The following is a 21,202-nucleotide window of genomic DNA, read 5'->3' on the forward strand; positions in this document are numbered from 1 at the left end:
CGTCGATGATATGGACGAGGCGCGAGACGTTTTGAAGGCCATCGATCGTGTAAAGGCAGTGCTTTGCGAGAAAAGATCGGGAAAGCCCGGTAAACTCTACGTGGTACTAGCCCCGCGAACGAGACGATCAGCCTTGCGAACGATCTCAAGCGTTTCGATCGACTGCGATAGAGGCATGATCGGGCTATCCGTCATGTCGGCGCGAACGCATTCGACGAAGTGGTCGGCCTGGTACTGAAGGCCGGTGCCTCGCAAGGCGATCGGTATCGGCCGCGCCTTGATGGCGGCGGCAGCGGCGCGAAGGCTCTTCACCCGTTCGCGCCAGGGCGATGGTGTCTGCGAGATCGTCACGCCACTGCCCGTCGGCTGTTTGCGGATGGTGCGGCGCACGGACAGAAGCGGCGGATTGATGAATGCGCGGTGTGCGCGCAGCGTGCCTTCGCGACCCGTCAACACGGCCTCGTTCGGCCCCTCGGCGCCGAAGCCGCAGGACAGCGTGGCGAGGGCGCCCGAAGCGTAGGAGAGGACGATCGCGGCTTCCGCTATCGAGCCGTTGGGCGCGAGCGTGCCAGCTGCCGCGACATTGTCGGGCCTGCCGAGAAGGTCCAGCGCAAGGGAGACGGGGTAGACGCCGAGATCGAGAAGGGCGCCGCCTGCGACGGGATCATGGACCGGCTTCGCGGCATCGAAACCGTGGCCGAAGGAGAGCGAGGCTTCGAGTCGCACAGGCTCGCCCACAACTCCTTCTCGCGTCATCATGCGCAGCCGCTCGATGCCCGGCGTGAAGCGCATCCACATCGCCTCCATCGCCAGGAGGCCTGCTTCTTGGGCGGTCTGCGCGAGACGCATCGCGTCCTCCGCGTTCGGAGCGATCGGCTTCTCGACGAGGACGTGCTTTCCGCTCGCGATGACCGCGAGCGCATACTCCAAATGCTGCGCGTTCGGCGTCGCGACGTAGATCGCGTCGAGTGTGTTGTGTGCCAATAGCGTTTCGATATCGAGCGCGGCGACGTTCGGCCCCACCGCCGCCGCCAATGCCCGTGCAGCCTCGGGACGCCGTGCACCGACCGCCGCGATCCTGCCGTGGCGCGAATATGGCATGTCGGCACAGAAACGGCGTGCAATGCCGCCGGCTCCGATCACGCCCCAGCGGAATGGCGTCTGTGGCGTGGTCATTTCGATTCTCCTGCTGCACCTGCCCAAGACTGCACGCAGTCGTGCTCCACCTCGACCTCCGGCGTTCGAGGCACGCGACCTTTCGGACGTTAACGATTCTTGAGCGTTCAGGAACCGTTCAGGCGCGCTCCTGTTAATACATCGACATCTTTCGACCGCACGCCAGGAGGCGATCATGAACATGAGAAAATTGCTGGGTGGAAAATCCTTGGCTGTGGCGCTCGCCTTTGCGATGCTGCCGGCCTCGATCGCCGTTCCGCAGTCCGCGCCGCTCATCGGCTCGGTGGCCGGTGTATCCGAGGCGAACGCACAGTACCACGGTGGCCGTCACTATCGCGGTGGTCGCGATCGCCACTGGCGCGGCGGCGGCCGTCATTGGCGCGGTGACCGTGGCTACTATCGCGGTGATCGCCGTTATCATCACCGCCGCGGCAACAACACCGGCGCCGCGATCGGCGGTGCGATCGCGGGTCTCGCGGCGGGCGCCATCATCGCTGGGGCAGCCAACCAGCCACGCTACGTCGAACGCCGCTACATCGAGACAGCGCCGTCCTACGGCTACCGTCCGGCCCCTTGGACCAATGAGTGGTACCGCTACTGCTCGCAGCGCTACCGGTCCTTCGACGCGCGCTCGGGTACCTTCCAGCCGTACAACGGTCCGCGTCGCCTCTGCCAGTAACGGCATCGCACTGAGTTGAATGAAAGCCCGCGGCGAGCCATCGCCGCGGGCTTTTTCACGTCAGTCTTCGAGCGGGCGTGCCACTCCCCGCAGCCATGTCGCATCCGCCTCGTCGAGTAGGGGAGCGGTCCTTCTCACGACCTCGGCGTGATAGGCATCGAGCCAGCTTCGTTCCTCGGCATCCAGCAGTTGCGCAACGATCAGCCGGCGATCGATCGGCGCGAAGGTCAGCGTCTCGAAGCCGTGCATGGGCAGGTCGCCGCCCGGAACCGGCTCGGCCGGCAGTGTGAGGAGGAGATTCTCGATCCGGATCCCGAACGCACCCTCGCGGTAGTAGCCGGGCTCGTTCGAGACGATCATTCCGGCTTCGAGCGGCGTGACGCCGCGCCGCGAGATCGACTGCGGCCCTTCGTGGACGCTGAGGAACGAACCGACGCCGTGGCCGGTGCCATGTGCGAAGTCCATCCCCGCCTTCCACAGAGCGATGCGCGCCAGCGGGTCGAGTTCGCTGCCGCGCGTGCCTTTGGGGAACCGTGCCCGAGAGATCGCGATCATGCCCTTCAGCACCAGCGTGAAGGCGCGCGCGATCTCCGCCGCGGGCGCGCCGATGGCGATGGTCCGGGTAATGTCCGTCGTGCCGTCATCGTACTGGCCACCCGAGTCCACCAGATAGACGGTACCGCCCTCGATCCTGCGATTCGAAGCCGTCGTCACGCGGTAGTGGGGCAGGGCGGCATTGGGGCCGGCCGCCGAGATCGTGTCGAAGGATATGTCGCGCAGTGCCATGCCGTCCTTTTCGCCAAAGGCCGCGCGGATATCCGCGAGCTTCGAGGCCGCATCGATCTCCGTCAGGCTGCCGACCGGCTGCGCGTCGAGCCATGCGAGGAACGAGACGATCGCCGCGCCGTCGCGCAGATGCGCGGCGCGCGAGCCCGCGATCTCGATTTCGTTCTTGCGGGCGCGTGGCAGGATGGCCGGGTCGCGCGCCTCCACGACTTCACCCCCGGAAGACTCGACGATGTCGGCAATGCGCCGCGCGGCGCGCGTAGGGTCGAGCATCACGCGGGTGTTCGCCGCAAGGCTGCGCAGCGTCCGCTCGAAGCTCTCAGGAGCGGCGAGTTCGACCTGGTCCTCCAGCGCGCCGCGATCCTCGGCGTCCAGACGCGCGGGGTCGAGGAAGAGAATGGGCTTCTCGCCGCGGCGAAGGAGCGCGAAGGCGAGTACGAGGGGTGTGTGCGGCACGTCGGAGCCGCGAAGGTTGAGGACCCAGGCCGTCGTCGTCGGGTCCGAAAGAACGCAGAGCGCGGCATTGCTCTTCGCCATCTCCGCGTCGATTACCGCCAGCTTCTCCTTCGCGCTGCGGCCGGCATATCGCTCGGAATGCACTCTCGCCTTCGTCGCGGGAGCGGCCGGGCGGTCCTGCCAGACGAGGTCGATCGGGTTGCGCGAAAGTGCCACGAGTTCGAAGCCTGCCTCCGAGGCCGCCTTGCGCAGGGCCGCAACCTCACCCACCGTGTGCAACCACGGATCGAAGCCGATCTTCAGGCCCTGGGCGTTCTCCTTCAGGAAATCGGGCAGGGTGGTCTTCGTCGAATCGCTTGCCGCGAAGACCTTGCCGTCGAGCTGCGCACCGAGTTGCACGGTGTAACGCCCGTCCGAGAAGGCATAGGCGCGATCGGGGAAGACGACGGCATGACCGGCAGAGCCGGTGAAGCCCGTCAGCCAGCGCAGGCGCTCGGCATTGGCGGGGATGTATTCGCCCTGGAACTCGTCGGCGCGCGGCACGAGAAAGCCATCGACACCGGCCTGTGACAGCACGGTGCGCAGGCGGTCGACCCGGCTGGCGCTTTCGGCCGAACTGCCGGCCTCCTCGAAGGTCTGGAACATGGCCGGGTCTCCTCGTTTCATGGCACGGCGATCAGGGGGGGCACGAAGCCCGCCGCAGACGAGCCCGCCATTGTGAAGAAAGAATGAAGAAGCACGGCGAACTCCCGCGCAGCGGGTGCAGACGAGCTATGCGAAGTCGTGCGTAGCGAGAGCACCGCCCAGCCGGCATAAAGGCTACGGGAGAACACACTCACGCACGAGCGTTCCCGTGACCGACATGACCCACGATCACCGCCCTCAGCCTTCATCGCCGCGCGTCTGCTTTCCGGCCCGGCGTGCGAGTGAGATGAGCGGTCACCGCCTGCCCAATCGGCTGACCCAAAGCGTCCAGCAACTCGTCGTCGAGCCTCTCGCCGGCCTCTCCGCCGCGCGCGGCTCTCGCTTCGAAGCCTGCTCGCTGGCGCGTTTCTAGAGCACCGTGCGTCCTTTCGTTCGCGCAACGCTCTAACCGATCGAATCCACGTATCAGGTCTTCCGGTAACCGAACACGACTTCCGGGACGATGCTGTCGCCTCAACGGCTGAGATGCAGAGTGACCCATTCGCCGCGGGTCAGCGTCTTGCGGTGGTAGAGCCCCTGCGCCGAATAGGCCGCCAGAACCGCACGGCGCTGCCGGGTGAGAATGCCTGACAGGACGACATCGCCGCCCGGCGCAAGGTGGCGCGCCATCTGCGGGGCGAGCTTCATCAGTGGCCCCGCCAGGATATTGGCGACGATCAGGTCGAAGGGCCGCGCCTGAGAAAAGGCGCTGGCGTGGAAGCCGCCAGCCGTCACACAGTCCACCAGCCCGGCCACGCCGTTCGCCCGCACATTGGCTTTCGCCACGCGGACGGCCACGGGGTCGATGTCGGTCGCCAGCACAGGCACGCGCACGAGCTTGGCGACGCCGATGGCCAGGACCGCACTGCCGGTGCCCAGATCGAGCACGCGCGCCGGGAGGCGGCGCCGGGCGATCTCCCCGATCATCGTCAGGCACCCCTCGGTGGTACCGTGATGACCGGTTCCGAAGGCCTGGCCAGCCTCGATTTCGATGGCTATGTCGCCCGCCGAGACCTTGTCGCGATCATGCGCGCCGTGGACGAGGAAGCGTCCCGCGCGCACAGGCTTCAGATCCGCGAGAACCGACTGCATCCAGTCGATCTCGGGCAGGTCTTCGCGGTCGGCGGTGACCGGCGCGAACGCCGCCTCTATCGCCTCGCGGCCGAAGGCGCCGTCGTCCTCGAAATAGGCCGAGACCTCCTGCTCGCCGCTCGCCTCGTCGATCTCGACAATAGCAACGGGCACGCCCTCCTCGCCGAAACGGGCGTCCAGCCGGTCGAACAGGGCGAGGGCGTCGGTCTTGCCGGCGCGCGCGAAGTAGCGGGTCTGGGTCATGATGCTCAAAGGGTCGCGAGACGGCGCAGCGCTTCGCGAGCCGTCTCCGGGTTCTCGCCGTAGGGAATGGTGCCGACGAATTGGCCGGCCGAACCAAGAAGGATGACCGAGGCGGTGTGGTCCATCGTGTAGTTATCGCCTTCGCCGACCTTTTCGTGCTGGATGCCCCAGCCTTCGAGCATGGCATCCACTTCGGCGGGCTCGCCCGTGATCGCGGTGATGGGCGTGCCCATTGATCCGACATACTGGCCGAGGATCTCCGGCGTGTCCCGCTCCGGGTCGACCGTGACGAAGACGACGTTGAGGTCCTGGCCCTCTTGCTCGAGCGCCTGCTTGTGGCCGGCAAGCTCATAGAGCGTCGTCGGGCAGATGTCCGGACAGTGGGTGAAGCCGAAGAACACCGCGCTCGGGCGCCCGCGCAAAGCCGCTTCGGTGATCGGCTCGCCGTTCTGGTCGATCAGCGTGAAGGGCGTGCCGTAGGGCTCGGTCGCGGCCGTCATCGAGCGCTCGACGCTCTGGAAGCCGAAGGTCCACAGATAGAGAAGGATCGCCGCGACGACGACGACCATCGCCCACAGGGCGGCTCGCAGCACCGCCAGCGGGCGGCGCGGCCCGCGCTCGTTCGTCTTCGCCATGGACGTTTTCTCCTGTTCGCCGGTGCGATACATGATCGCGGTCCCGCCGCAAAGCATCGTGCTGCCGGGCCGGGTCACGAAGCGGCGAAGAGGGGGGAGCCTTGGGCGAGGAGCGCGACTATATCGGCCGGGACGGCGAGGATCTGCGCTTCCGCAAGGGCGAGCCGCGCATCCATCCGAGCGCCGACCTGAAGGAGACGCGCCTAGGCCGCTTTTGCGATATCGGCCCGCGCTGCCTGCTGCGCGAGGTCACGCTCGGCGACCATTCCTATTTCGAGCGCGGCGGCGAGGCGACCTACGCCACGATCGGCAAGTTCTGCTCCATCGCCTCGAATGTGCGGATCAACGCGCTCGCGCACCCGCTGGACCGAGTGACGACCCACAAGATCAGCTACCGGCCCAACGAGGTCTTCCGCTTCCTCGGCGTGGACGAGAGCGTGCGCGCCGCGCGCCGCGAGGATCGCGTGACGATCGGCAACGACGTGTGGATCGGTCACGGCGCGGTGGTGCTGCCGGGCGTGTCCATCGGCGACGGGGCGGTCGTGGGCGCGGGGGCCGTGGTGACGCGGGACGTTGCGCCTTACGCGATCGTCGCCGGCGTGCCGGCCAAGACCCTGCGCGAGCGGTTTCCATCGGAGATCGCGGGCAGGCTGCGCGCCCTCACTTGGTGGGACTGGCCGCCCGAAACGCTGTTCGAGGCGATCCCGGACATGCAGGCGATGGATGTCGGGGCCTTCCTCGACAAATGGGAAGGCCTCAAGCGAGAGGACGAAAGATGACGACACTGCCGATCTATCAGGTCGATGCCTTCGCGAGCGCGCTGTTCGCCGGCAATCCCGCCGCCGTGGTGCCGCTGGAAGCTTGGCTCGCGGACGAGGTGCTGCAGGCGATCGCCACAGAGAACAACCTTTCCGAGACGGCCTTCCTCGTGCCCGCGGGGCCGGGGCAGTGGGAGCTGCGCTGGTTCACGCCGAAAGCCGAGGTGCCGCTGTGCGGCCACGCGACGCTCGCCTCCGCCCATGTTCTCACCGAGTGCCTCGGCGAGACGGCGCAGACGCTGCGTTTCTCGACGCGCTGGTCGGGCGAGCTTACTGTGACGCGCGTCGGTGAGCTCTACGAGATGCGCCTTCCTCGCCGTCGCTTCGAGGCCGTCGATGGCGAGGCTGCCGTGAGCGAGGCGCTTGGCCTTGCACCGGTCGAATCCTATTGCGTGCCGGTCCCCGGCGACGAGATCCTGATGGTCGTCCTGCCCGACGCGGCGGCGGTGCGCGATCTGGCGCCGGACCTTGCAGCGGTAAAGCGCCTCTCCTGGCGCAGCGTTCTCGTGACGGCGGCGGGAGAAGGCGACGTTGATTTCGTCTCCCGCTATTTCGCGCCGCGCTTCGGCATCGATGAGGACCCCGTCACAGGCTCCGCGCACTGTTCGCTCGCGCCTTTCTGGGCCGAGCGGCTGGGGCGGAGCGAATTGAAGGCTCGCCAGCTCTCCGAGCGCGGTGGAGAGATCGCCTGCCGCGTCGAGGACGAGGTGGTCGTCGTCGCCGGCCGGGCCATCCTCTATCTGGAGGGGCGCATCCACTTGAACGATGAGCGCGGCCGATAGGGCATCGTGTAGCGCCCTGCGTTCTGCGCGACGAGCGCAAGTTCCGTGACGTGCAGCGCGAAGTCGGTGTCCATTGGCGGCGCGCGTCCTGCCGAGATCGCCGCCGCCATCACGGCCGGGCCGCGCATGAAGTCCATCCGGGACGACGAAGCTGGCACGATGGCCTTGCTCGCCGGCACGGGCACGCGGCGGCCGAACCAGTGCCGCAGCGGACGCCCGCGCTCCAGCCGGCGCACGATCTTCGGCAGGATCGGCAGGCGCGAAGCCCAGCCGCCATCCGTGTCTCGCTGGTAGATCGCCGATTGCGCGTCCCACCCGTCGGTAAGGGAGAGGACACCCTCGGTGCCGACGATATGGAGCGAGCGGTCGCGCGGCGCGGCGAGGCCGCAGGTCAGCCGCATGACGGGGCCGGAGGCGAAGGTGAGGACCGCGACGGAGAAATCTTCGGCCAGCTCGTCCGGCGTCTGCGCGGTGCCCTTCTCGTCGAAAAGCCGCGCGGAGGCGGCGGTCATCTGCACCACCGGTCCGAAGAAGAGGCACGCCCAGGTTAGATAGTAGCCCGCGTGTTCCAGCGTGCAGCCGACGCCGAACTCGTCCTCGGCCGGCCAGGGCGCTCCGGAAGTGGAGCGCCAGTGGCGGTGGTCGTGGCGGAAGACCTGTCCGTCCTCCATCTCCGCATAGACGAGTTTCACGTCGCCGATGCTTCCCGAGGCAAGGGCCGCGCCGAGCGTTTGTGCGGCTTCGCCGAGCACGGAGGCGGGTGCGGCGACGAGGTGAAGGCGCTTCTCCGTGGCAAGGCTCACGAGTTCCTCGGCTTGCGCGAGGTCCATCGCCAGCGGCTTCTCGGAGTAGACGTGAAGGTCGCGCTCGAGGATCGCGCGGCTCACCGCGTAGTGGCTGTCGGGGTTGGTGAGGTTGAGCACCAGCTCCGCGCCGGAATCCGCCAGCAGCGCATCGAGGCTGTCAAAGCCGGGCACCTGGTGGAAGGCGGTGAAGCGGGCGAGGGCGGTGGGATCCCGGTCGTGGGCGCCGACGAGCGTCAGCGCCGGATGGTTGACCAGCGTCGTCATGTAGTAGTCGGCGACGAAGCCGCAGCCGACGATGGCGATCCTCATGCCCGGCTCCCCGTGTGCAGCGCGCGGCCACCATGCAACCGACGCACCAACATCCGCTTAACGATCGGGCGGAAAGGCCCGGTCGACTAAGGTGCGCGCGGCGGCCGGATCGGCGATGCCCGTGAAGGTGGAAGCCGCGCGACCCGAAAGACGGTTCTCGATGAAAGCGTCGGCGACGGCCGGTGGCGCGTGACGGCGCAGGAGGCTGGCTGCGCTCGTGACCGCAATACGCTCGGCGGCCTGACGCGCGCCGCCTTCGGTGAGACCAGCCAGCATTGCCGGCAGCGCGTAGACGGCGTCAAGCAGCGTCGCATCTCCGCTCGCCGCGTCCTGCATTTCGGACAGGACCGTGCCCGCCGCGTCCCGGTCGCGAGACAGCACGCGCAAGAGGTCGAGCGCCATGACGTTGCCCGATCCCTCCCAGATCGCGTTGACGGGCGCCTCGCGATAGGCGCGAGCGAGGAGGCCATCCTCGATGTAGCCGTTGCCGCCGAGGCACTCCATCGCCTCGTAGAGGAAGGCGGGCGCGGCCTTGCACACCCAGTATTTGACGACGGGCGTCATCAGCCGCGCATAGGCGGCTTCGCTCGGGTCCGAGCCGGCGCGATCGAAGGCGCGCGCGAGGCGGAAGACGAGTGCCGTCGCGGCCTCCACCGCCATGGCAAGGTCGGCGAGCACGGCCAGCATCAGCGGCTGGTCGACGAGCTTTCTCTGGAACACGGTGCGGTGGCGGGCGTGATGGATCGCAACCGCGAGACCGAGCCGCATCAGCGCGGCCGAGGCGAGCGCGCAGTCGAGCCGCGTGAGCGTCACCATCGGGATGATCGCCTTCACGCCGGCTCCCTCCTCGCCGACGCGGTGGGCGAGCGCACCCGCAAACTCGACCTCCGACGATGCGTTGGAACGGTTGCCGAGCTTGTCCTTCAGCCGCTGGATGTGCAGGGCGTTGCGGCGGCCGTCCGGCAGGACGCGGGGCAGGAGGAAGCAGGTGAGGCCGCCCGGCGCCTGCGCGAGTACGAGGAAGGCGTCCGACATCGGCGCCGACATGAACCATTTGTGGCCGGTGAGCGCGTAGAGGCCGGGCTCCGCCAGAGGCTCGGCGCGGGTCGTGTTGGCGCGAACGTCCGTGCCGCCCTGATTCTCGGTCATCCCCATGCCGATCGTCACGGCCGTCTTTTCGGCCAACGGACGCAGCACCGGATCGTAGGTCCGCTCGAGGATCTTTGCTCGCCACTCCGCGGCAAGCTCCGGCTCGGCCGATATCGCGGCGAGGCTCGCATGCGTCATCGTGAGCGGGCAGATATGTCCGCACTCCGCCTGCGCCGAAAGATACAGCTTCGCCCCGCGCACGACGTGGCTCTCGCCCGCCCATGTCGAGGCGTGCAGGCCCGCTTCCATGCCGTGCGCCATCAGGACGTGCCATGCGGGATGGAACTCGACCTCGTCGAGCCGGTGGCCCTTCTCGTCGAAGCTCCTCAGGCGCGGCGGCCAGGTGTTGGCATCCCGGCCGAGCGCGAAGGCCTGCGCGCTGCCGCGCGAGCGGCCGAAATACGCCAGATCGTCACCCGCCGCGTCGTTCGCCTCGACAGCCTCGCGCAGCGGCGCGTCGGTTCCCCACAGGTCGATATCGGCGAAAATCGGCGACTGGTTGAAGACGGCGTGGGTCATCGGCAACCTCCCCCTTGGCAGGATAGGGCAGGGCGCCCCGCCTTGGAATGGCCGCTTGCCTCATCCACGAAGGCGCCCTCAGGAGACCCACGTCATGCGTAAGACCGCTGCCGCCTTCATTCTCGTCCTCGCGCTCGCCGGATGCGCGCAGATCAATAAGCCGATCACTCCGGACGATCCGTGGCGGGACCAGGCGGCTGCGCTCGACAACTCGCTCTTCTACTGACGGCCAACGCTCAGATCGCCTCGACGAAACCGTCGAGGACGCGCTTCTGGCCGGCCTTGTCGAAGTCGATCGTCAGCTTGTTGCCTTCGACCACCGCGACGGTGCCGTTGCCGAACTTCATGTGGAAGACCCGATCGCCAAGAGAGAAGCGGCTTTCCTCCGTCGCGACGGACTTGGCGACAAGCTCGCCGGTGATCTCGCGCGGACCGCCGGCCTTGGCCGAGGAATAGAGCCCGGCCCCTTTTCGCGGCGGCTCGTTCTTGCCGCGTCCGTGGCTGGCCGAGAAGGGCTCCGTCAGCCGGCCGGCAAAGCCGGAGCGGTCGAACACCGAGCCGCTCGCGGCCTGCGGCGACCGGCCGGCACCACCGTCGCGACCAATGTAACGATCGGCCTTGGAAGCAGCATCGGAGCGGCGCGCGCGCAGATTCTCGCCCGTCGCGCCACGCTCGTCGTAGGAGACGGAACGATCGCGGTAGTCGCTCGTCGAAGCGCCGGAAGCTGCTTGCGCCCGGCGCCAGCCCGGCGTCTGGTAGGAGGACGCCGAGAAGGCATTCTGATCCCAGCGAGAGGCCCCGTAGCCTCCCATGCCTCCGGCGCCGTATCCACCGTAGGAGTTCGACGCCTCGATCACGTCCACATGCGCCTCGGGCAGTTCGTCGAGGAAACGCGAGGGGATGGTGGACTGCCAGAGGCCGTGGATGCGCCGGTTCGAGACGAACCAGAGCTTCACGCGCTTCTTGCCGCGCGTCAGCCCCACATAGGCGAGGCGTCGCTCCTCCTCGAGCGCGGACCGGCCTCCCTCGTCCAGCGCGCGCTGGTGCGGGAACAAGCCTTCCTCCCAGCCGGGCAGGAACACCGTCTCGAACTCCAGGCCCTTGGCGGAGTGCAGCGTCATGATGGAGACCGCGTCCATCTCCTCCGCCCGCTCGGCGTCCATGACCAGCGCCACGTGCTCGAGGAACGATGGCAGGCTCTCGTACTCGTCCATCGAGCGGACGAGTTCCTTCAGATTTTCCAGCCGGCCTGGTGCTTCGGCGGAGCGGTCGTTTTGCCACATCTCCGTGTAGCCGCTCTCGTCGAGGATCATCTCCGCCAGGTCGGTGTGGCGCATGGTCGACAGGCTTTCCGACCAGCGCTCGAAGTTGCGCACGACCTCCGCCAGCGCCGCGCGGGGCTTGGGCTTCAGCTCGTCAGTGGTGATCAGTTCGGCTGCGGCGGCCAAAAGCGGGACGCGGCGCTCTCGCGCGAAATCGTGCAGGAGACGGATCGCAGCGTCGCCGAGCCCGCGCTTGGGCGTGTTGACGATGCGCTCGAAGGCGAGGTCGTCGGCCGGCTGGCAGACGCAGCGCAGATACGCCATCGCGTCCCGGATCTCGAGCCGCTCGTAGAAGCGCGGGCCGCCGATGACGCGATAGTTGAGGCCGAGCGTGACGAACCGGTCCTCGAACTCGCGCATCTGAAATGAGGCGCGCACGAGGATCGCCATGTCGTTCAGCGCGTGGCCCTTGCGCTGGAGCTGCTCGATCTCCTCGCCGACGGCGCGCGCCTCCTCCTCCGAATCCCAGGCGGCCGTGACGGTGACCTTCTCGTCCTCGGGCGAGGACTTCTCGGTGAACAGCGTCTTGCCGAGCCGATCCTCGTTGTGGGCGATGAGATGGCCCGCTGCGCCGAGAATGTGCGCCGTCGAGCGATAATTGCGCTCCAGACGAATCACCGTGGCGCCCGGAAAGTCCTTCTCGAAGCGCAGGATGTTATCGACCTCGGCCCCGCGCCAGCCGTAGATCGACTGGTCGTCGTCGCCGACGCAGCAGACATTGATCTCGCTCCCGCTGTCGCCGCTGCGCGGGAGCGCGCCATCAAGCGCGACGGCCGTTCGGCCTTGCCTCGCTCCGCCCGGAAGCGCGTCCCGCGTCGTCTTCGGTCGCTGGGCGAGAAGCCGGAGCCACAGATACTGCGCGACGTTGGTGTCCTGATACTCGTCGACGAGGATGTAGCGGAAGCGCCGGTGATAGTCGGCGAGGATGTCCGGGTTCTCCGACAGGATGCGGATCGGATGGAGCAGGAGATCGCCGAAATCGGCGGCGTTCAACTGCACCAGCCGCTCCTGATAGGCGCGGTAGAGATGCCGACCCTTGCCGTTGCCGAAGGCGCGCGCGTCACCCTCGGGGATCTTGTCGGGCGTCAGCCCCTTGTTCTTCCACCCGTCCATCATGTTGGCGAAGGTGCGGGCCGGCCAGCGCTTGTCGTCGAGATTTTCCGCCTGGATGAGCTGCTTGATCAGGCGGATCTGGTCGTCCGTGTCGAGGATGGTGAAGTTCGACTTGAGGCCGACGATCTCCGCGTGCCGGCGCAGGATCTTCACGCCGATCGAGTGGAACGTGCCGAGCCACGGCATGCCCTCCACCGCCTCGCCGACGAGAAGGCCGATGCGGGTGCGCATCTCGCGCGCCGCCTTGTTGGTGAAGGTGACGGCAAGGATCTGGCTCGGGAAGGCGCGGCCCGTCGCGAGAATGTGCGCGATGCGCGTCGTCAGGACGCGCGTCTTGCCTGTGCCGGCGCCGGCCAACACCAGCACCGGGCCCTCGGTGGTCTCCACCGCCAGTCGCTGCTCGGGGTTGAGACCCGCCAGATAGTCCGGCGCGGCATTCTCGCGCGCGCCGCCCCGCGCGGCCATCGCACGCTGCGAGATGGAAAGGCCGCGCTTCGGCGCGCTTTCGGGGGAATCGCTCATGGCCGCTTTATTTAAGCCTTTCGAGCCGGAACACTAGAGCGCCGCGCGTCCTCTCGGGCGCACAAAAGGTCGCTCTAACCTTTTGAATCTATGCATCGGGCCTTCCGAGAACCGAACACTGTTTTTGGGCCGATCCTGTGGGGGAGAGGGCCGCGAACAGGTGTCGTCCGACCCTCGACAAAGAGCCCGCGTTCTGGCCTAAACATCGGCGACACGCGGATATTTCACCGGGCGGGGCGCGTCCGGGCGGCAGGCCGAAAGGAGGGCGGACGGATGCGGTTCTTCATTGCGATCGGCGGCCTCGTCGTCCTTCTACTCACCGCCGTCCTCGTCGCACCCTATTTCGTCAACTGGACGGCCTTCCGCGACGATTTCGAGCGCGAGGCGAGCCGTGTTCTCGGCCAGCCCGTGCGTGTCGCGGGCGATGCCGAGGCCCGGCTGCTGCCGTTTCCCTCGCTCACCTTCAACGACGTGATCGTCGGCGAAGGCAGCCGCGAACCGGTGATGACGTTGGCGCGCTTCTCGATGGACGCCGAGCTCGCGCCGCTCCTGTCCGGCGAGACGCGCATCTTCCAGATGCGGATCGAGGCGCCGCATCTGCGCCTTTCGGTGGACGAGAGCGGGCAGGCGACATCCCTGCCGGGGCTGGCGAACCTCTCCGGCACCTCCGTCGTCCTCGAAAATGTCGAGATCGCGGATGGGCGCATTTCGCTGCAGAATTCGGCGACGGGTCGCTCGCGCGAGATCACGGGCCTCGATGCGCGCCTGACGGCCCAGAGCCTCGCCGGCCCGTTCTCCGGCGGCGGCGAGATGCGCGCGCAGGGCGAGCCCCTGTCCTTCTCGCTTTCGTCCGGCCGCATCGAGCAGGACGGCCGCTTCCCGGTTCGGCTGACGCTCGGCTCGCATCGCCTCGGCGTCGATTTCACGATGGATGGCGCGACGGTCCTCTCAGATCCGCAGGGCGGTTTCGACGGGCGCTTCACCCTCGCCAGCCGCACCGGCGCCGATCCGCAGGCGCAGGCCCTCCTGCCGCAACTGCGCCTGACCGGCGGGCTCGCGATGTCGCGCCGCGACGCGCGGTTCACGGAAATCCGCGCCGAAGTCGGTGCACCGGAGCGTCCCTACGTCCTGTCCGGCGAGGGCACGCTGAACATTTCCGACATTCCGCATTTCGACATGACGCTGCGCGGGGAGCAGGTGGATGTCGATCGGCTGGCGGCCGAGACCGGCGAGGCGCCGGAAGCCTCGGTCGGCTTCTCCGAGCGTGCGGAGGCGGTGCGAGCGACGCTGGCCGCCGTGCCGCGCATCGACATTCCGGGCCGCCTCGACCTGACGCTGCCGATCGTGACGGCCGGCGATACGGCGATCCGCAATCTTCGCCTGCGTGGCTCGCCCTCCTCGGAAGGCTGGAGTGTTTCGTCCTTCTCGGCCGAGTTGCCGGGGCGCGCGCTCGTCGAGGCATCGGGCATCCTGCGCTTTCGCGAATCGCTGGCCTTTTCCGGCGATCTCCTGCTCGCCGCGCGCGAGCCCTCGCGCTTCGCCGTCTGGCTGACGGGCGAGGCGCCGCCCGCCTTCGCCGGCCTCGGGCGCGCGGGCTTTTCGGCGCGCGTCGACCTGTCGGCCGAGCGGCAGCGCTTCGAGGGGCTCGAGGTCGATGTTGGCGGGCAGATGCTGACGGGCGAGCTGGAACGGGCAGGGGCGCCGGGTGCGCGCACCGTCTCGGCCGACATCGTCGGCGGTGCGGCTGATCTCGACGCTTTCCTCGCCTTCGCCGGCCTTTTCGCCAGCGAGAGCGAGGTGATCGAGCCCGTGACGGTGATGGACGTGCGTTTCGAGGCAGGCCCCGTGAGCTATGGCGGGCTGTCGGCGGGGACGCTCGCCGCCGACTTCTCGTTCCGCGACGATCTCCTCGATCTGCGCGAGATGAATGCGAGCGATTTCGCGGGAGCGGACATCGGCATGCGGGGAACGGTGGCAGGGCTGACGACGGCACCCGTCCCGGACCTTGCCCTGGATGTCTCCTCGCAGGCGCCAGGTCCGTTTCTGCGGCTTCTTTCAGAGCGTCTTCCTGGCGCGAATCTCTCCCGAACGCTGGCAGAGCGCGCCGCGACCCTTTCGCCTTTGTCCCTGTCGGGCACAGTCGCCCCGCGCGAAGGCGGTACCGTGGCGTTGGCGGCGGCTGGCACGGCGGGGACGACACGCGTCGATCTGACGGGCGAGGTGGCGAACGGCTTCGCGGATGACGCTTCCGGCCCCCACGATCTGGACGTCTCGCTTTCAAGCGAGGCGCCGATGGACCTTCTGGCACAGTTCGGTTTCTCCGGCCTCGACCTCGGGCTGCCCGACGAACTGGCCATCACCTTCGCGCTCGACCGCACGAGCGGCGGGGCGGCGCAGGCACGTCTTGCCGCTGAGGCCGGCGAAAGCCGCTTCACGGCCGATGGCGATGCGATGCTCGACGGCAGCGCTCTGACCGGGCTCGATCTTGCGCTGGCGGCGCAGAGCGAGGATGCGGCGCCGTGGATGACGGCGGCGGGCCTCGCCTTCGGACAAGGGCTCGACGCTTTGCCTGTCGATCTGACTGGCCGCCTCGCATGGAACACGGAAAGCTGGTCACTTGCCGATCTCGCGGGCTCTGCGGCCGGCATCGAACTTGGCGGTCGCCTCCAAGCATCGGCCGGCGCTCCTGTCGCTGGTGCGATCGAGCTCGGCGAGCTCTCGCTGCCATGGCTCGTTTCGCTCGTCGCCGGCGTTTCGCCCGACCTCCCGTCGCCCGACAGCGCGTGGCCGGCGGAAGCGTTCGGGGGCTCGCTCCTTTCCGAGCGTGGTTTCGCCCTCGACGTTTCGGCGGCGCGGCTCGATCTCGGCCGCGATGCGCTGCTGCATAATTTCACAGGGCGGCTGGAGAGCTCGCGTGACAGGCTCGCCATTGCGGACGCTTCCGCCGAGCTGGGCGATTCGGGACGTCTCGGCGGATCGCTGTCGCTCTCCAACCTCGCTGGTTTCGGCACTCTTGCCGCCGATCTGACGCTCGAGGGTACGCGCCTGCCCGACGACGCCCTGGTGCCCCTGCGTGGCACGCTCGGCGGGCGGCTTACGGTGGAGGGGAGTGGGCGCAGCTTCGCGGAGATCGCGGGATCGCTGACGGGGGCGGGCGAGGCGCGGCTCGCCGACGGCGCGCTGGAGGGGATCGCGCCGGGCCGGTTCGCCGGCCTCTTGGTCGGCGCCGATGCCGAGGGCTTCGAGCCGGAGGCGGAGGCTGTTCAGGCGCTGGCGACGTCTTCGGACGTCGGCGCAAGCTATCCGCTGCCTGCCGTCACGACCCCGCTGACAGTCTCTCTCGGTGTGGTGCGTGCCGCCCCGGTCAGTGCTGCCAACGGCGACGAGACGTTGACGACGAGCGCGGCCTTCGACTTCTCCGATCTCAGCGCGGAGGGATCCGCGACGCTCGCTTTCATCCCCTCCGAAGACGAGACGATCCCCGACACCGCGCCAGCGATAAGCTATGTGTATCAGGGGGATGCGGCGGAAGGCTGGCGCATCGCCGGAATCGAACCGTTGACGGGATACCTCTCGCTGCGCGCCTACGCCCGAGAGCAGGAGCGGCTGGAGATGGTCCGCGAGGAGTTGCGCGAGACGCTGCGCCTGCGCCGCGAGGCGCGCCTCTATCGCGACCGTGCGGCCGAGCGTGAGCGGATCGAGGTCGAGCGGATCGCCGCCGAGGAAGCCGAACGTGCCCGGCTCGAAGCGGAGGAGGCCGAGCGGGAGCGACAGGAGGCGGAACGGCAGGCGGCGGCGGAAAGGGCCGCGCAGGCTGCGGCCAACGCGCCGATCCCGACGCCGCAGCCCTCTACGCCGACCCAGCCGGCTCAACCGAGTCAGCCGCCCCCCGCCAGCACGCCGCCGCTCGATTTCGAGCTCACGCCGCTGCCCGGCCTGCCATCCGCTCCATCGAACGAGGGCTTCGAGGGCCTGCCCGGCGTGACACCGCTGCCCAGCCTGCCCGCTCCCGGCTGAATTCGGACGCGTTTCATTTGGCGCAGACGACGTTTCGAGCCATCATCGCCGGCAAGATACAAGCAGGAGCGGGGAGAGCGGCATGACGACGATGAGACGTTTCTGGACGGCGGCGGGGCTTATGGTGCTCATGACCTCCGTCGCGCAGGCTCAAGACGCGGTGCGCCCAGCGCCGGAGGCGGCGACCGGCTTCACCGAGCGCGAGGAAGTGACGAGCGAGACCGACATGGTCGTCGCCGCCCATCCGCTGGCCGCTGAGGCAGGGGCCCGGATGCTGCGCGAGGGCGGCAGCGCTATCGACGCGATGATCGCGACGCAGCTCGTGCTCGGCCTCGTCGAGCCGCAATCCTCGGGCATCGGTGGCGGCGCGTTCCTGATCCATCGCGACGCCGCCAGCGGGCGCATGATCGCCTATGACGGGCGCGAAACCGCGCCGAACGCCGTCGGGCCCGACTTGTTCCTCGACGATTCGGGCCAGCCGCTCGCCTTTCTCGACGCCGTCGTCGGCGGGCGCTCCGTCGGCACGCCGGGCACGGTGCGGCTTCTGGAGCTGACGCACCGCCTGCACGGAAAGCTGCCCTGGGCGCAGCTGTTCCAGCCGGCGATCGAACTCGCCGAAGACGGCTTCCCGGTCGGCGAGCGTCTGGCCGCGCTCGTCGAGGGCGAGCGCGAGACGATGCGCCAGGATGCAATCCGGGACTATTTCCTGCCGGGCGGCCAGCCGATCGCGGCCGGGGACACGCTGACCAACCCGGACTATGCCGCCACGCTGCGCACCATCGCCGAAGACGGCGCCTCCTCCTTTTACGAGGGCGAGATCGCTGGGGACATCGTCGCGGCCGTCCAGGGCTTCGAAGCCAATCCCGGGCTTCTGGAGGAGAGCGATCTCGCCGACTACCGCGTTCTCGTGCGCGAGCCGGTCTGCGCGCCGTTCCGCGCCTACGAGGTATGCGGCATGGGGCCGCCGTCCAGCGGCGCGCTGACCGTCGGGCAGATCCTCGCGCTGCTCGATCATTTCGATCTCGAAAGCCTCGATCCTCTCTCCGCTCAGGCGACGCATTTCTTCGCCGAGGCCTCGCGCCTCGCCTATGCCGATCGCGGCCTCTACATGGCGGATCCGGCTTTCGCGTCGGTGCCCACTAGGGGGCTGCTCGACCCGTCCTACCTGACGGCTCGCGCGCAGCTGATAGACCGTTCGCGAGCGGCCGAGGCGGTATCCGCCGGCAATCCACCGTGGCGCGAGGCGGCGCAGCGCGCGCCCGACCGCAGCCTCGAAATCCCTTCGACCAGCCATGTCTCCATTGTGGACGGGGAGGGCAACGCCGTCTCGCTCACCACCACGATCGAGGCCGGCTTCGGCTCGCGGCTGATGGTGCGCGGCTTCCTTCTCAACAACGAGCTGACCGATTTTTCCTTCGTGGCCGAGGAGGACGGCGCGACGGTCGCCAACCGCGTCGAGGGCGGAAAGCGGCCGCGCTCCTCGATGGCGCCCACGATCGTCCTCGATGCATCCGGCGAGCCGGTGCTCGTCGTCGGCTCGCCCGGCGGCGCGCGCATCATTCCCTACGTCGCACGCACGATCCTCGGGGTGCTCCTCTGGGAGATGAGCCCGCAGGACGCCGTCTCGATGCCGCATGTCACGACGCTCGGCGGCCCACTCGATCTGGAGGAGGGCAGGGCGCCGGCCGGTCTCGCCGACGCCCTGACGGCGATGGGCCACGAGGTGCGCGAGATGGAGCTGAACAGCGGCATCCACGCCATAGCCCTCGAAGGCGGCCGGCTCCGCGCCGGCGTCGATCCGCGCCGCGAGGGCGCTGCCGTCTCCAGCGGGGATGTGTCGCAGGGGGACTGAGGGCGCGGGCGGTTTGACACCGCGCCTTCTCGCCACAGTTTTGCCAAGAGATCACGTTGCCGCTTTTGCGGCCGGACCCAAGCTCGGGGAACCAGCATGAAACGACTTCTTCTCGCCTCGGCAGCCGGCTTCGTGGCCATCGCCGCCACGCCCGCACTGGCGCAGGACGCTGCGCCCGAAGATTGCGGGACGATCCGCATCGCCTCGATGAACTGGGCCTCCGCCGAGACGATGGCGGCGATCGACCAGTTCATCCTGGAGAACGGCTACGATTGCGACGCGCAACTCGTGCCCGGTGACACGATGCCGACCTTCACCTCGATGACTGAGCGCGGAGAGCCGGACGTCGCGCCGGAGATGTTCGTCAATCAGTTCCGCGCGCAGATCGACGCCGCCGTTTCCGAGGGCCGCATCGAATACGCCGCCAAGGTCCTGTCGGACGGGTCGCAGGAAGGGTTCTGGATCCCGCAATATATCGCGGACGCCAATCCCGAGATCCAGACGGTGGCCGATGCGCTGGCACGCCCCGACCTCTTCCCCTCGCCGGAAAACCCGGATCGCGGTGCCTTCCACGATTGCCCGGCGGGCTGGGGCTGCCAGATCATGGTCGGCAATCTGTTCCGCGCCTATGGCGGCGAGGACAGCGGCTTCGACCTCGTCGACACCGGCTCCTCGGCAGGCCTCGACGGCTCGATCGCCAATGCCTACGAGAATCAGCGCGGCTGGATCGGTTACTACTGGTCCCCGACGCCGATCGTCGGTCGTTACCCGATGAAGCTCCTCGATTTCGGCGTGCCCTTCGACGAGGAACAATGGACCTCCTGCACGACGCAGCCGGACTGCGCCGACCCGCAGGAGAACGCCTGGACGCCTGCCGATGTCTACACGCTGGTGACGCCCGCGATCGCCGAAGGCTCGCAGGCTGCGGCGGATTATCTGAACACCCGCGCCTGGTCGAACGATGTCGTCAACGCCGTTCTCGCCTGGAAGGACGAGAATCAGGCGACCGGCGAGGATACGGCGCTGCACTTCCTCGAGACGCAGCCGGATGTGTGGAAGGCGTGGGTTACGCCGGAGGCAGCCGAGAAGGTCGAAGCAGCTCTATAAAGGGGCGCTTTTCGCCATCGGCGGACTTCAACCTTCCGTTCGCCGCAAAAACCGTTAGAAAGCCGCTGTGTTTTCAACGTCCGCCCCGTCCGTCCTTTGACGTGCGGGGCGGGTGCGCGACAGGTGACAGCGGCCGATGAGCGACGATACCTTCATCCGCGAGGTGAACGAGGAAATCCGGCAGGAGCGCGTTCGCAGCTTCTGGTCGCGCTTCGGTTGGCTGGTCATCACCTTCGTGGTCGTCGCGATCCTCGGCACGATCGGCTACGTCCTGTGGGAGCGCCATCGTGCCTCCGTGGCCGCGGCCGACGGCGACCGCTATCTGGCCGCCATCGAGATGGCCGACAACGGCGACTTGGCCGGCGCGACGGAAGGCTTCGAGGCACTGGCATCCGACGGCGTCGGCGCTTATCCGCATCTCGCCCGCCTGCGTCTGGCTGGCGCCCTTGAAGCCTCGGGCGATCTCTCGGGAGCGGTGACGGCGCTCGACGAGGTCACGGACGCCTCGGGCGCCCCCCGCGGTCTGCGGGACGTGGCGGCCGTTCGTGCCGCCTACATTCTCGTCGATACCGGCACTCCGGACGATGTGCGCCAGCGCGTCGAGCGCCTGACCGGCGAAAGCGAGCCGCTGCGCCATCAGGCGCGCGAGGCGCTCGGCCTCTCGCTCTGGAAGGCTGGGGACGGCGAGGCCGCACAGCCCTTCTTCGAGCAGCTGACGAGCGATGCCGGTGCGCCCTCGGGGATGCCACAGCGCGCACGTCTGATCCTCGATCTCATCGCTGCCGGCACGGTCCTGCCGTCAGCCGACACGCTGGAGGCAGCTCCGCCGATCACCGCGGCACCGGCTGCCGAAACGCCTCCCGCCGCTCCGGATGCCGCTGAAGTGCCGGCTGAGGCGGATGTGGTGCCGCCGGCCGAGACTGCCGACGAGGTGTTGTCGACGCCGCTCGCCGACCAGCTCGATCTGCCCGACGCCGATGCCGCGCCGGCCGACGCGCCCGAGGCGCCAGCCGGCCAGGCTGCACCAGCCGACGAGGTGGAGGGGACGCCTGCCGTCCCCGAGACGCAGACCCCTGCCGAGCCTTCCGCGCCCGCCGAGCCGCAGGCTCCCGGCGCGACGCCGCCCTCCTGATCG

At 68.3% G+C, this 21,202-nt stretch carries 16 protein-coding genes; 9 read left to right on the forward strand and 7 right to left on the reverse strand.

Annotated features, from left to right (window positions below):
- Positions 1–96 precede the first annotated feature (96 nt).
- The gene (locus H1343_RS06965) at positions 97–1,176 is read right to left on the reverse strand and encodes a Gfo/Idh/MocA family protein (protein WP_185985170.1); all 1,080 of its coding nucleotides are present in this window, start codon (positions 1,174–1,176) and stop codon (positions 97–99) included.
- Positions 1,177–1,351: 175 nt separating this feature from the next.
- Between H1343_RS06965 and H1343_RS06970 the strand changes: the two genes are divergently transcribed.
- Positions 1,352–1,855, forward strand: a complete 504-nt coding sequence (locus H1343_RS06970) for a BA14K family protein (protein ID WP_246333418.1) — start codon at positions 1,352–1,354, stop codon at positions 1,853–1,855.
- A gap of 60 nt (positions 1,856–1,915) precedes the next feature.
- Here the strand turns inward: H1343_RS06970 and H1343_RS06975 are convergent, their stop codons facing one another.
- Entirely contained in the window at positions 1,916–3,742 is a 1,827-nt protein-coding gene (locus H1343_RS06975) for an aminopeptidase P family protein (protein WP_185985171.1), read from the reverse strand.
- Between the two features lie 208 nt (positions 3,743–3,950).
- On the opposite strand from H1343_RS06975, the gene H1343_RS06980 reads away from it, so the two are divergent.
- Positions 3,951–4,154 carry a hypothetical protein gene (locus tag H1343_RS06980; protein ID WP_185985172.1) on the forward strand — a complete coding sequence of 68 codons (204 nt, stop codon included), beginning with the start codon at positions 3,951–3,953 and terminating at the stop codon, positions 4,152–4,154.
- A gap of 101 nt (positions 4,155–4,255) precedes the next feature.
- Here H1343_RS06980 and H1343_RS06985 read toward each other — a convergent pair whose 3' ends face one another.
- On the reverse strand, positions 4,256–5,116 hold the full coding sequence (locus H1343_RS06985; RefSeq protein WP_185985173.1) for a 50S ribosomal protein L11 methyltransferase: 861 nt from the start codon (positions 5,114–5,116) through the stop codon (positions 4,256–4,258).
- A 5-nt stretch (positions 5,117–5,121) separates the two neighbouring features.
- Complete coding sequence (locus H1343_RS06990) at positions 5,122–5,751, reverse strand: SCO family protein (RefSeq protein ID WP_185985174.1); 630 nt, start codon at positions 5,749–5,751, stop codon at positions 5,122–5,124.
- A gap of 101 nt (positions 5,752–5,852) precedes the next feature.
- On the opposite strand from H1343_RS06990, the gene H1343_RS06995 reads away from it, so the two are divergent.
- Together H1343_RS06995 and H1343_RS07000 are read left to right on the forward strand one after the other, a co-directional pair.
- Complete coding sequence (locus tag H1343_RS06995; protein ID WP_246333420.1) at positions 5,853–6,530, forward strand: DapH/DapD/GlmU-related protein; 678 nt, start codon at positions 5,853–5,855, stop codon at positions 6,528–6,530.
- Positions 6,527–7,351 (forward strand): PhzF family phenazine biosynthesis protein, encoded by an 825-nt coding sequence (locus H1343_RS07000; protein WP_185985175.1) that lies wholly within the window; start codon positions 6,527–6,529, stop codon positions 7,349–7,351. The genes H1343_RS06995 and H1343_RS07000 overlap by 4 nt, the downstream gene beginning before the upstream one ends.
- On the opposite strand, the gene H1343_RS07005 is transcribed toward H1343_RS07000, so the two are convergent.
- On the reverse strand, positions 7,306–8,466 hold the full coding sequence (locus tag H1343_RS07005; RefSeq protein WP_185985176.1) for a Gfo/Idh/MocA family protein: 1,161 nt from the start codon (positions 8,464–8,466) through the stop codon (positions 7,306–7,308). The genes H1343_RS07000 and H1343_RS07005 overlap by 46 nt on opposite strands.
- A 57-nt stretch (positions 8,467–8,523) precedes the next feature.
- Entirely contained in the window at positions 8,524–10,134 is a 1,611-nt protein-coding gene (locus H1343_RS07010; protein ID WP_185985177.1) for an isovaleryl-CoA dehydrogenase, read from the reverse strand.
- A gap of 94 nt (positions 10,135–10,228) precedes the next feature.
- Here H1343_RS07010 and H1343_RS17090 point away from each other — a divergent pair, with 94 nt between their 5' ends.
- Positions 10,229–10,360 (forward strand): hypothetical protein, encoded by a 132-nt coding sequence (locus tag H1343_RS17090; RefSeq protein ID WP_281374791.1) that lies wholly within the window; start codon positions 10,229–10,231, stop codon positions 10,358–10,360.
- A 10-nt stretch (positions 10,361–10,370) separates the two neighbouring features.
- Here the strand turns inward: H1343_RS17090 and H1343_RS07015 are convergent, their stop codons facing one another.
- Complete coding sequence (locus tag H1343_RS07015) at positions 10,371–13,091, reverse strand: ATP-dependent helicase (protein ID WP_185985178.1); 2,721 nt, start codon at positions 13,089–13,091, stop codon at positions 10,371–10,373.
- Positions 13,092–13,364: 273 nt separating this feature from the next.
- Between H1343_RS07015 and H1343_RS07020 the strand changes: the two genes are divergently transcribed.
- The 4 genes from H1343_RS07020 to H1343_RS07035 all read left to right on the forward strand — a co-directional run bounded on the left by H1343_RS07020 (position 13,365) and on the right by H1343_RS07035 (position 21,199).
- A complete protein-coding gene (locus H1343_RS07020; protein WP_185985179.1) occupies positions 13,365–17,108 on the forward strand; it encodes an AsmA family protein in 3,744 nt (1,247 codons plus the stop codon).
- An 82-nt stretch (positions 17,109–17,190) separates the two neighbouring features.
- Positions 17,191–18,960, forward strand: coding sequence for a gamma-glutamyltransferase (gene ggt, locus H1343_RS07025; RefSeq protein ID WP_210270089.1), 1,770 nt, complete (start codon positions 17,191–17,193; stop codon positions 18,958–18,960).
- A 96-nt stretch (positions 18,961–19,056) separates the two neighbouring features.
- A complete protein-coding gene (locus H1343_RS07030; protein WP_185985180.1) occupies positions 19,057–20,067 on the forward strand; it encodes a glycine betaine ABC transporter substrate-binding protein in 1,011 nt (336 codons plus the stop codon).
- Between the two features lie 136 nt (positions 20,068–20,203).
- Entirely contained in the window at positions 20,204–21,199 is a 996-nt protein-coding gene (locus H1343_RS07035) for a tetratricopeptide repeat protein (RefSeq protein ID WP_185985181.1), read from the forward strand.
- Positions 21,200–21,202 lie beyond the last annotated feature (3 nt).

It is taken from the genome of Aureimonas mangrovi (assembly GCF_014058705.1).
GTDB lineage: Bacteria > Pseudomonadota > Alphaproteobacteria > Rhizobiales > Rhizobiaceae > Aureimonas > Aureimonas mangrovi.

What these genes read in the sequence shown, in the direction of transcription:
- H1343_RS06975 (WP_185985171.1), bottom strand. Translation starts at nt 3,742, where the DNA reads ATGTTCCAGACCTTCGAGGAGGCCGGCAGTTCGGCCGAAAGCGCCAGC.
- H1343_RS07010 (WP_185985177.1), bottom strand. Translation starts at nt 10,134, where the DNA reads ATGACCCACGCCGTCTTCAACCAGTCGCCGATTTTCGCCGATATCGAC.
- H1343_RS07030 (WP_185985180.1), top strand. Translation starts at nt 19,057, where the DNA reads ATGAAACGACTTCTTCTCGCCTCGGCAGCCGGCTTCGTGGCCATCGCC.
- H1343_RS06990 (WP_185985174.1), bottom strand. Translation starts at nt 5,751, where the DNA reads ATGGCGAAGACGAACGAGCGCGGGCCGCGCCGCCCGCTGGCGGTGCTG.
- H1343_RS07020 (WP_185985179.1), top strand. Translation starts at nt 13,365, where the DNA reads ATGCGGTTCTTCATTGCGATCGGCGGCCTCGTCGTCCTTCTACTCACC.
- ggt (WP_210270089.1), top strand. Translation starts at nt 17,191, where the DNA reads ATGACGACGATGAGACGTTTCTGGACGGCGGCGGGGCTTATGGTGCTC.
- H1343_RS07035 (WP_185985181.1), top strand. Translation starts at nt 20,204, where the DNA reads ATGAGCGACGATACCTTCATCCGCGAGGTGAACGAGGAAATCCGGCAG.
- H1343_RS17090 (WP_281374791.1), top strand. Translation starts at nt 10,229, where the DNA reads ATGCGTAAGACCGCTGCCGCCTTCATTCTCGTCCTCGCGCTCGCCGGA.
- H1343_RS07005 (WP_185985176.1), bottom strand. Translation starts at nt 8,466, where the DNA reads ATGAGGATCGCCATCGTCGGCTGCGGCTTCGTCGCCGACTACTACATG.
- H1343_RS06985 (WP_185985173.1), bottom strand. Translation starts at nt 5,116, where the DNA reads ATGACCCAGACCCGCTACTTCGCGCGCGCCGGCAAGACCGACGCCCTC.
- H1343_RS06970 (WP_246333418.1), top strand. Translation starts at nt 1,352, where the DNA reads ATGAACATGAGAAAATTGCTGGGTGGAAAATCCTTGGCTGTGGCGCTC.
- H1343_RS06965 (WP_185985170.1), bottom strand. Translation starts at nt 1,176, where the DNA reads ATGACCACGCCACAGACGCCATTCCGCTGGGGCGTGATCGGAGCCGGC.
- H1343_RS07015 (WP_185985178.1), bottom strand. Translation starts at nt 13,091, where the DNA reads ATGAGCGATTCCCCCGAAAGCGCGCCGAAGCGCGGCCTTTCCATCTCG.
- H1343_RS07000 (WP_185985175.1), top strand. Translation starts at nt 6,527, where the DNA reads ATGACGACACTGCCGATCTATCAGGTCGATGCCTTCGCGAGCGCGCTG.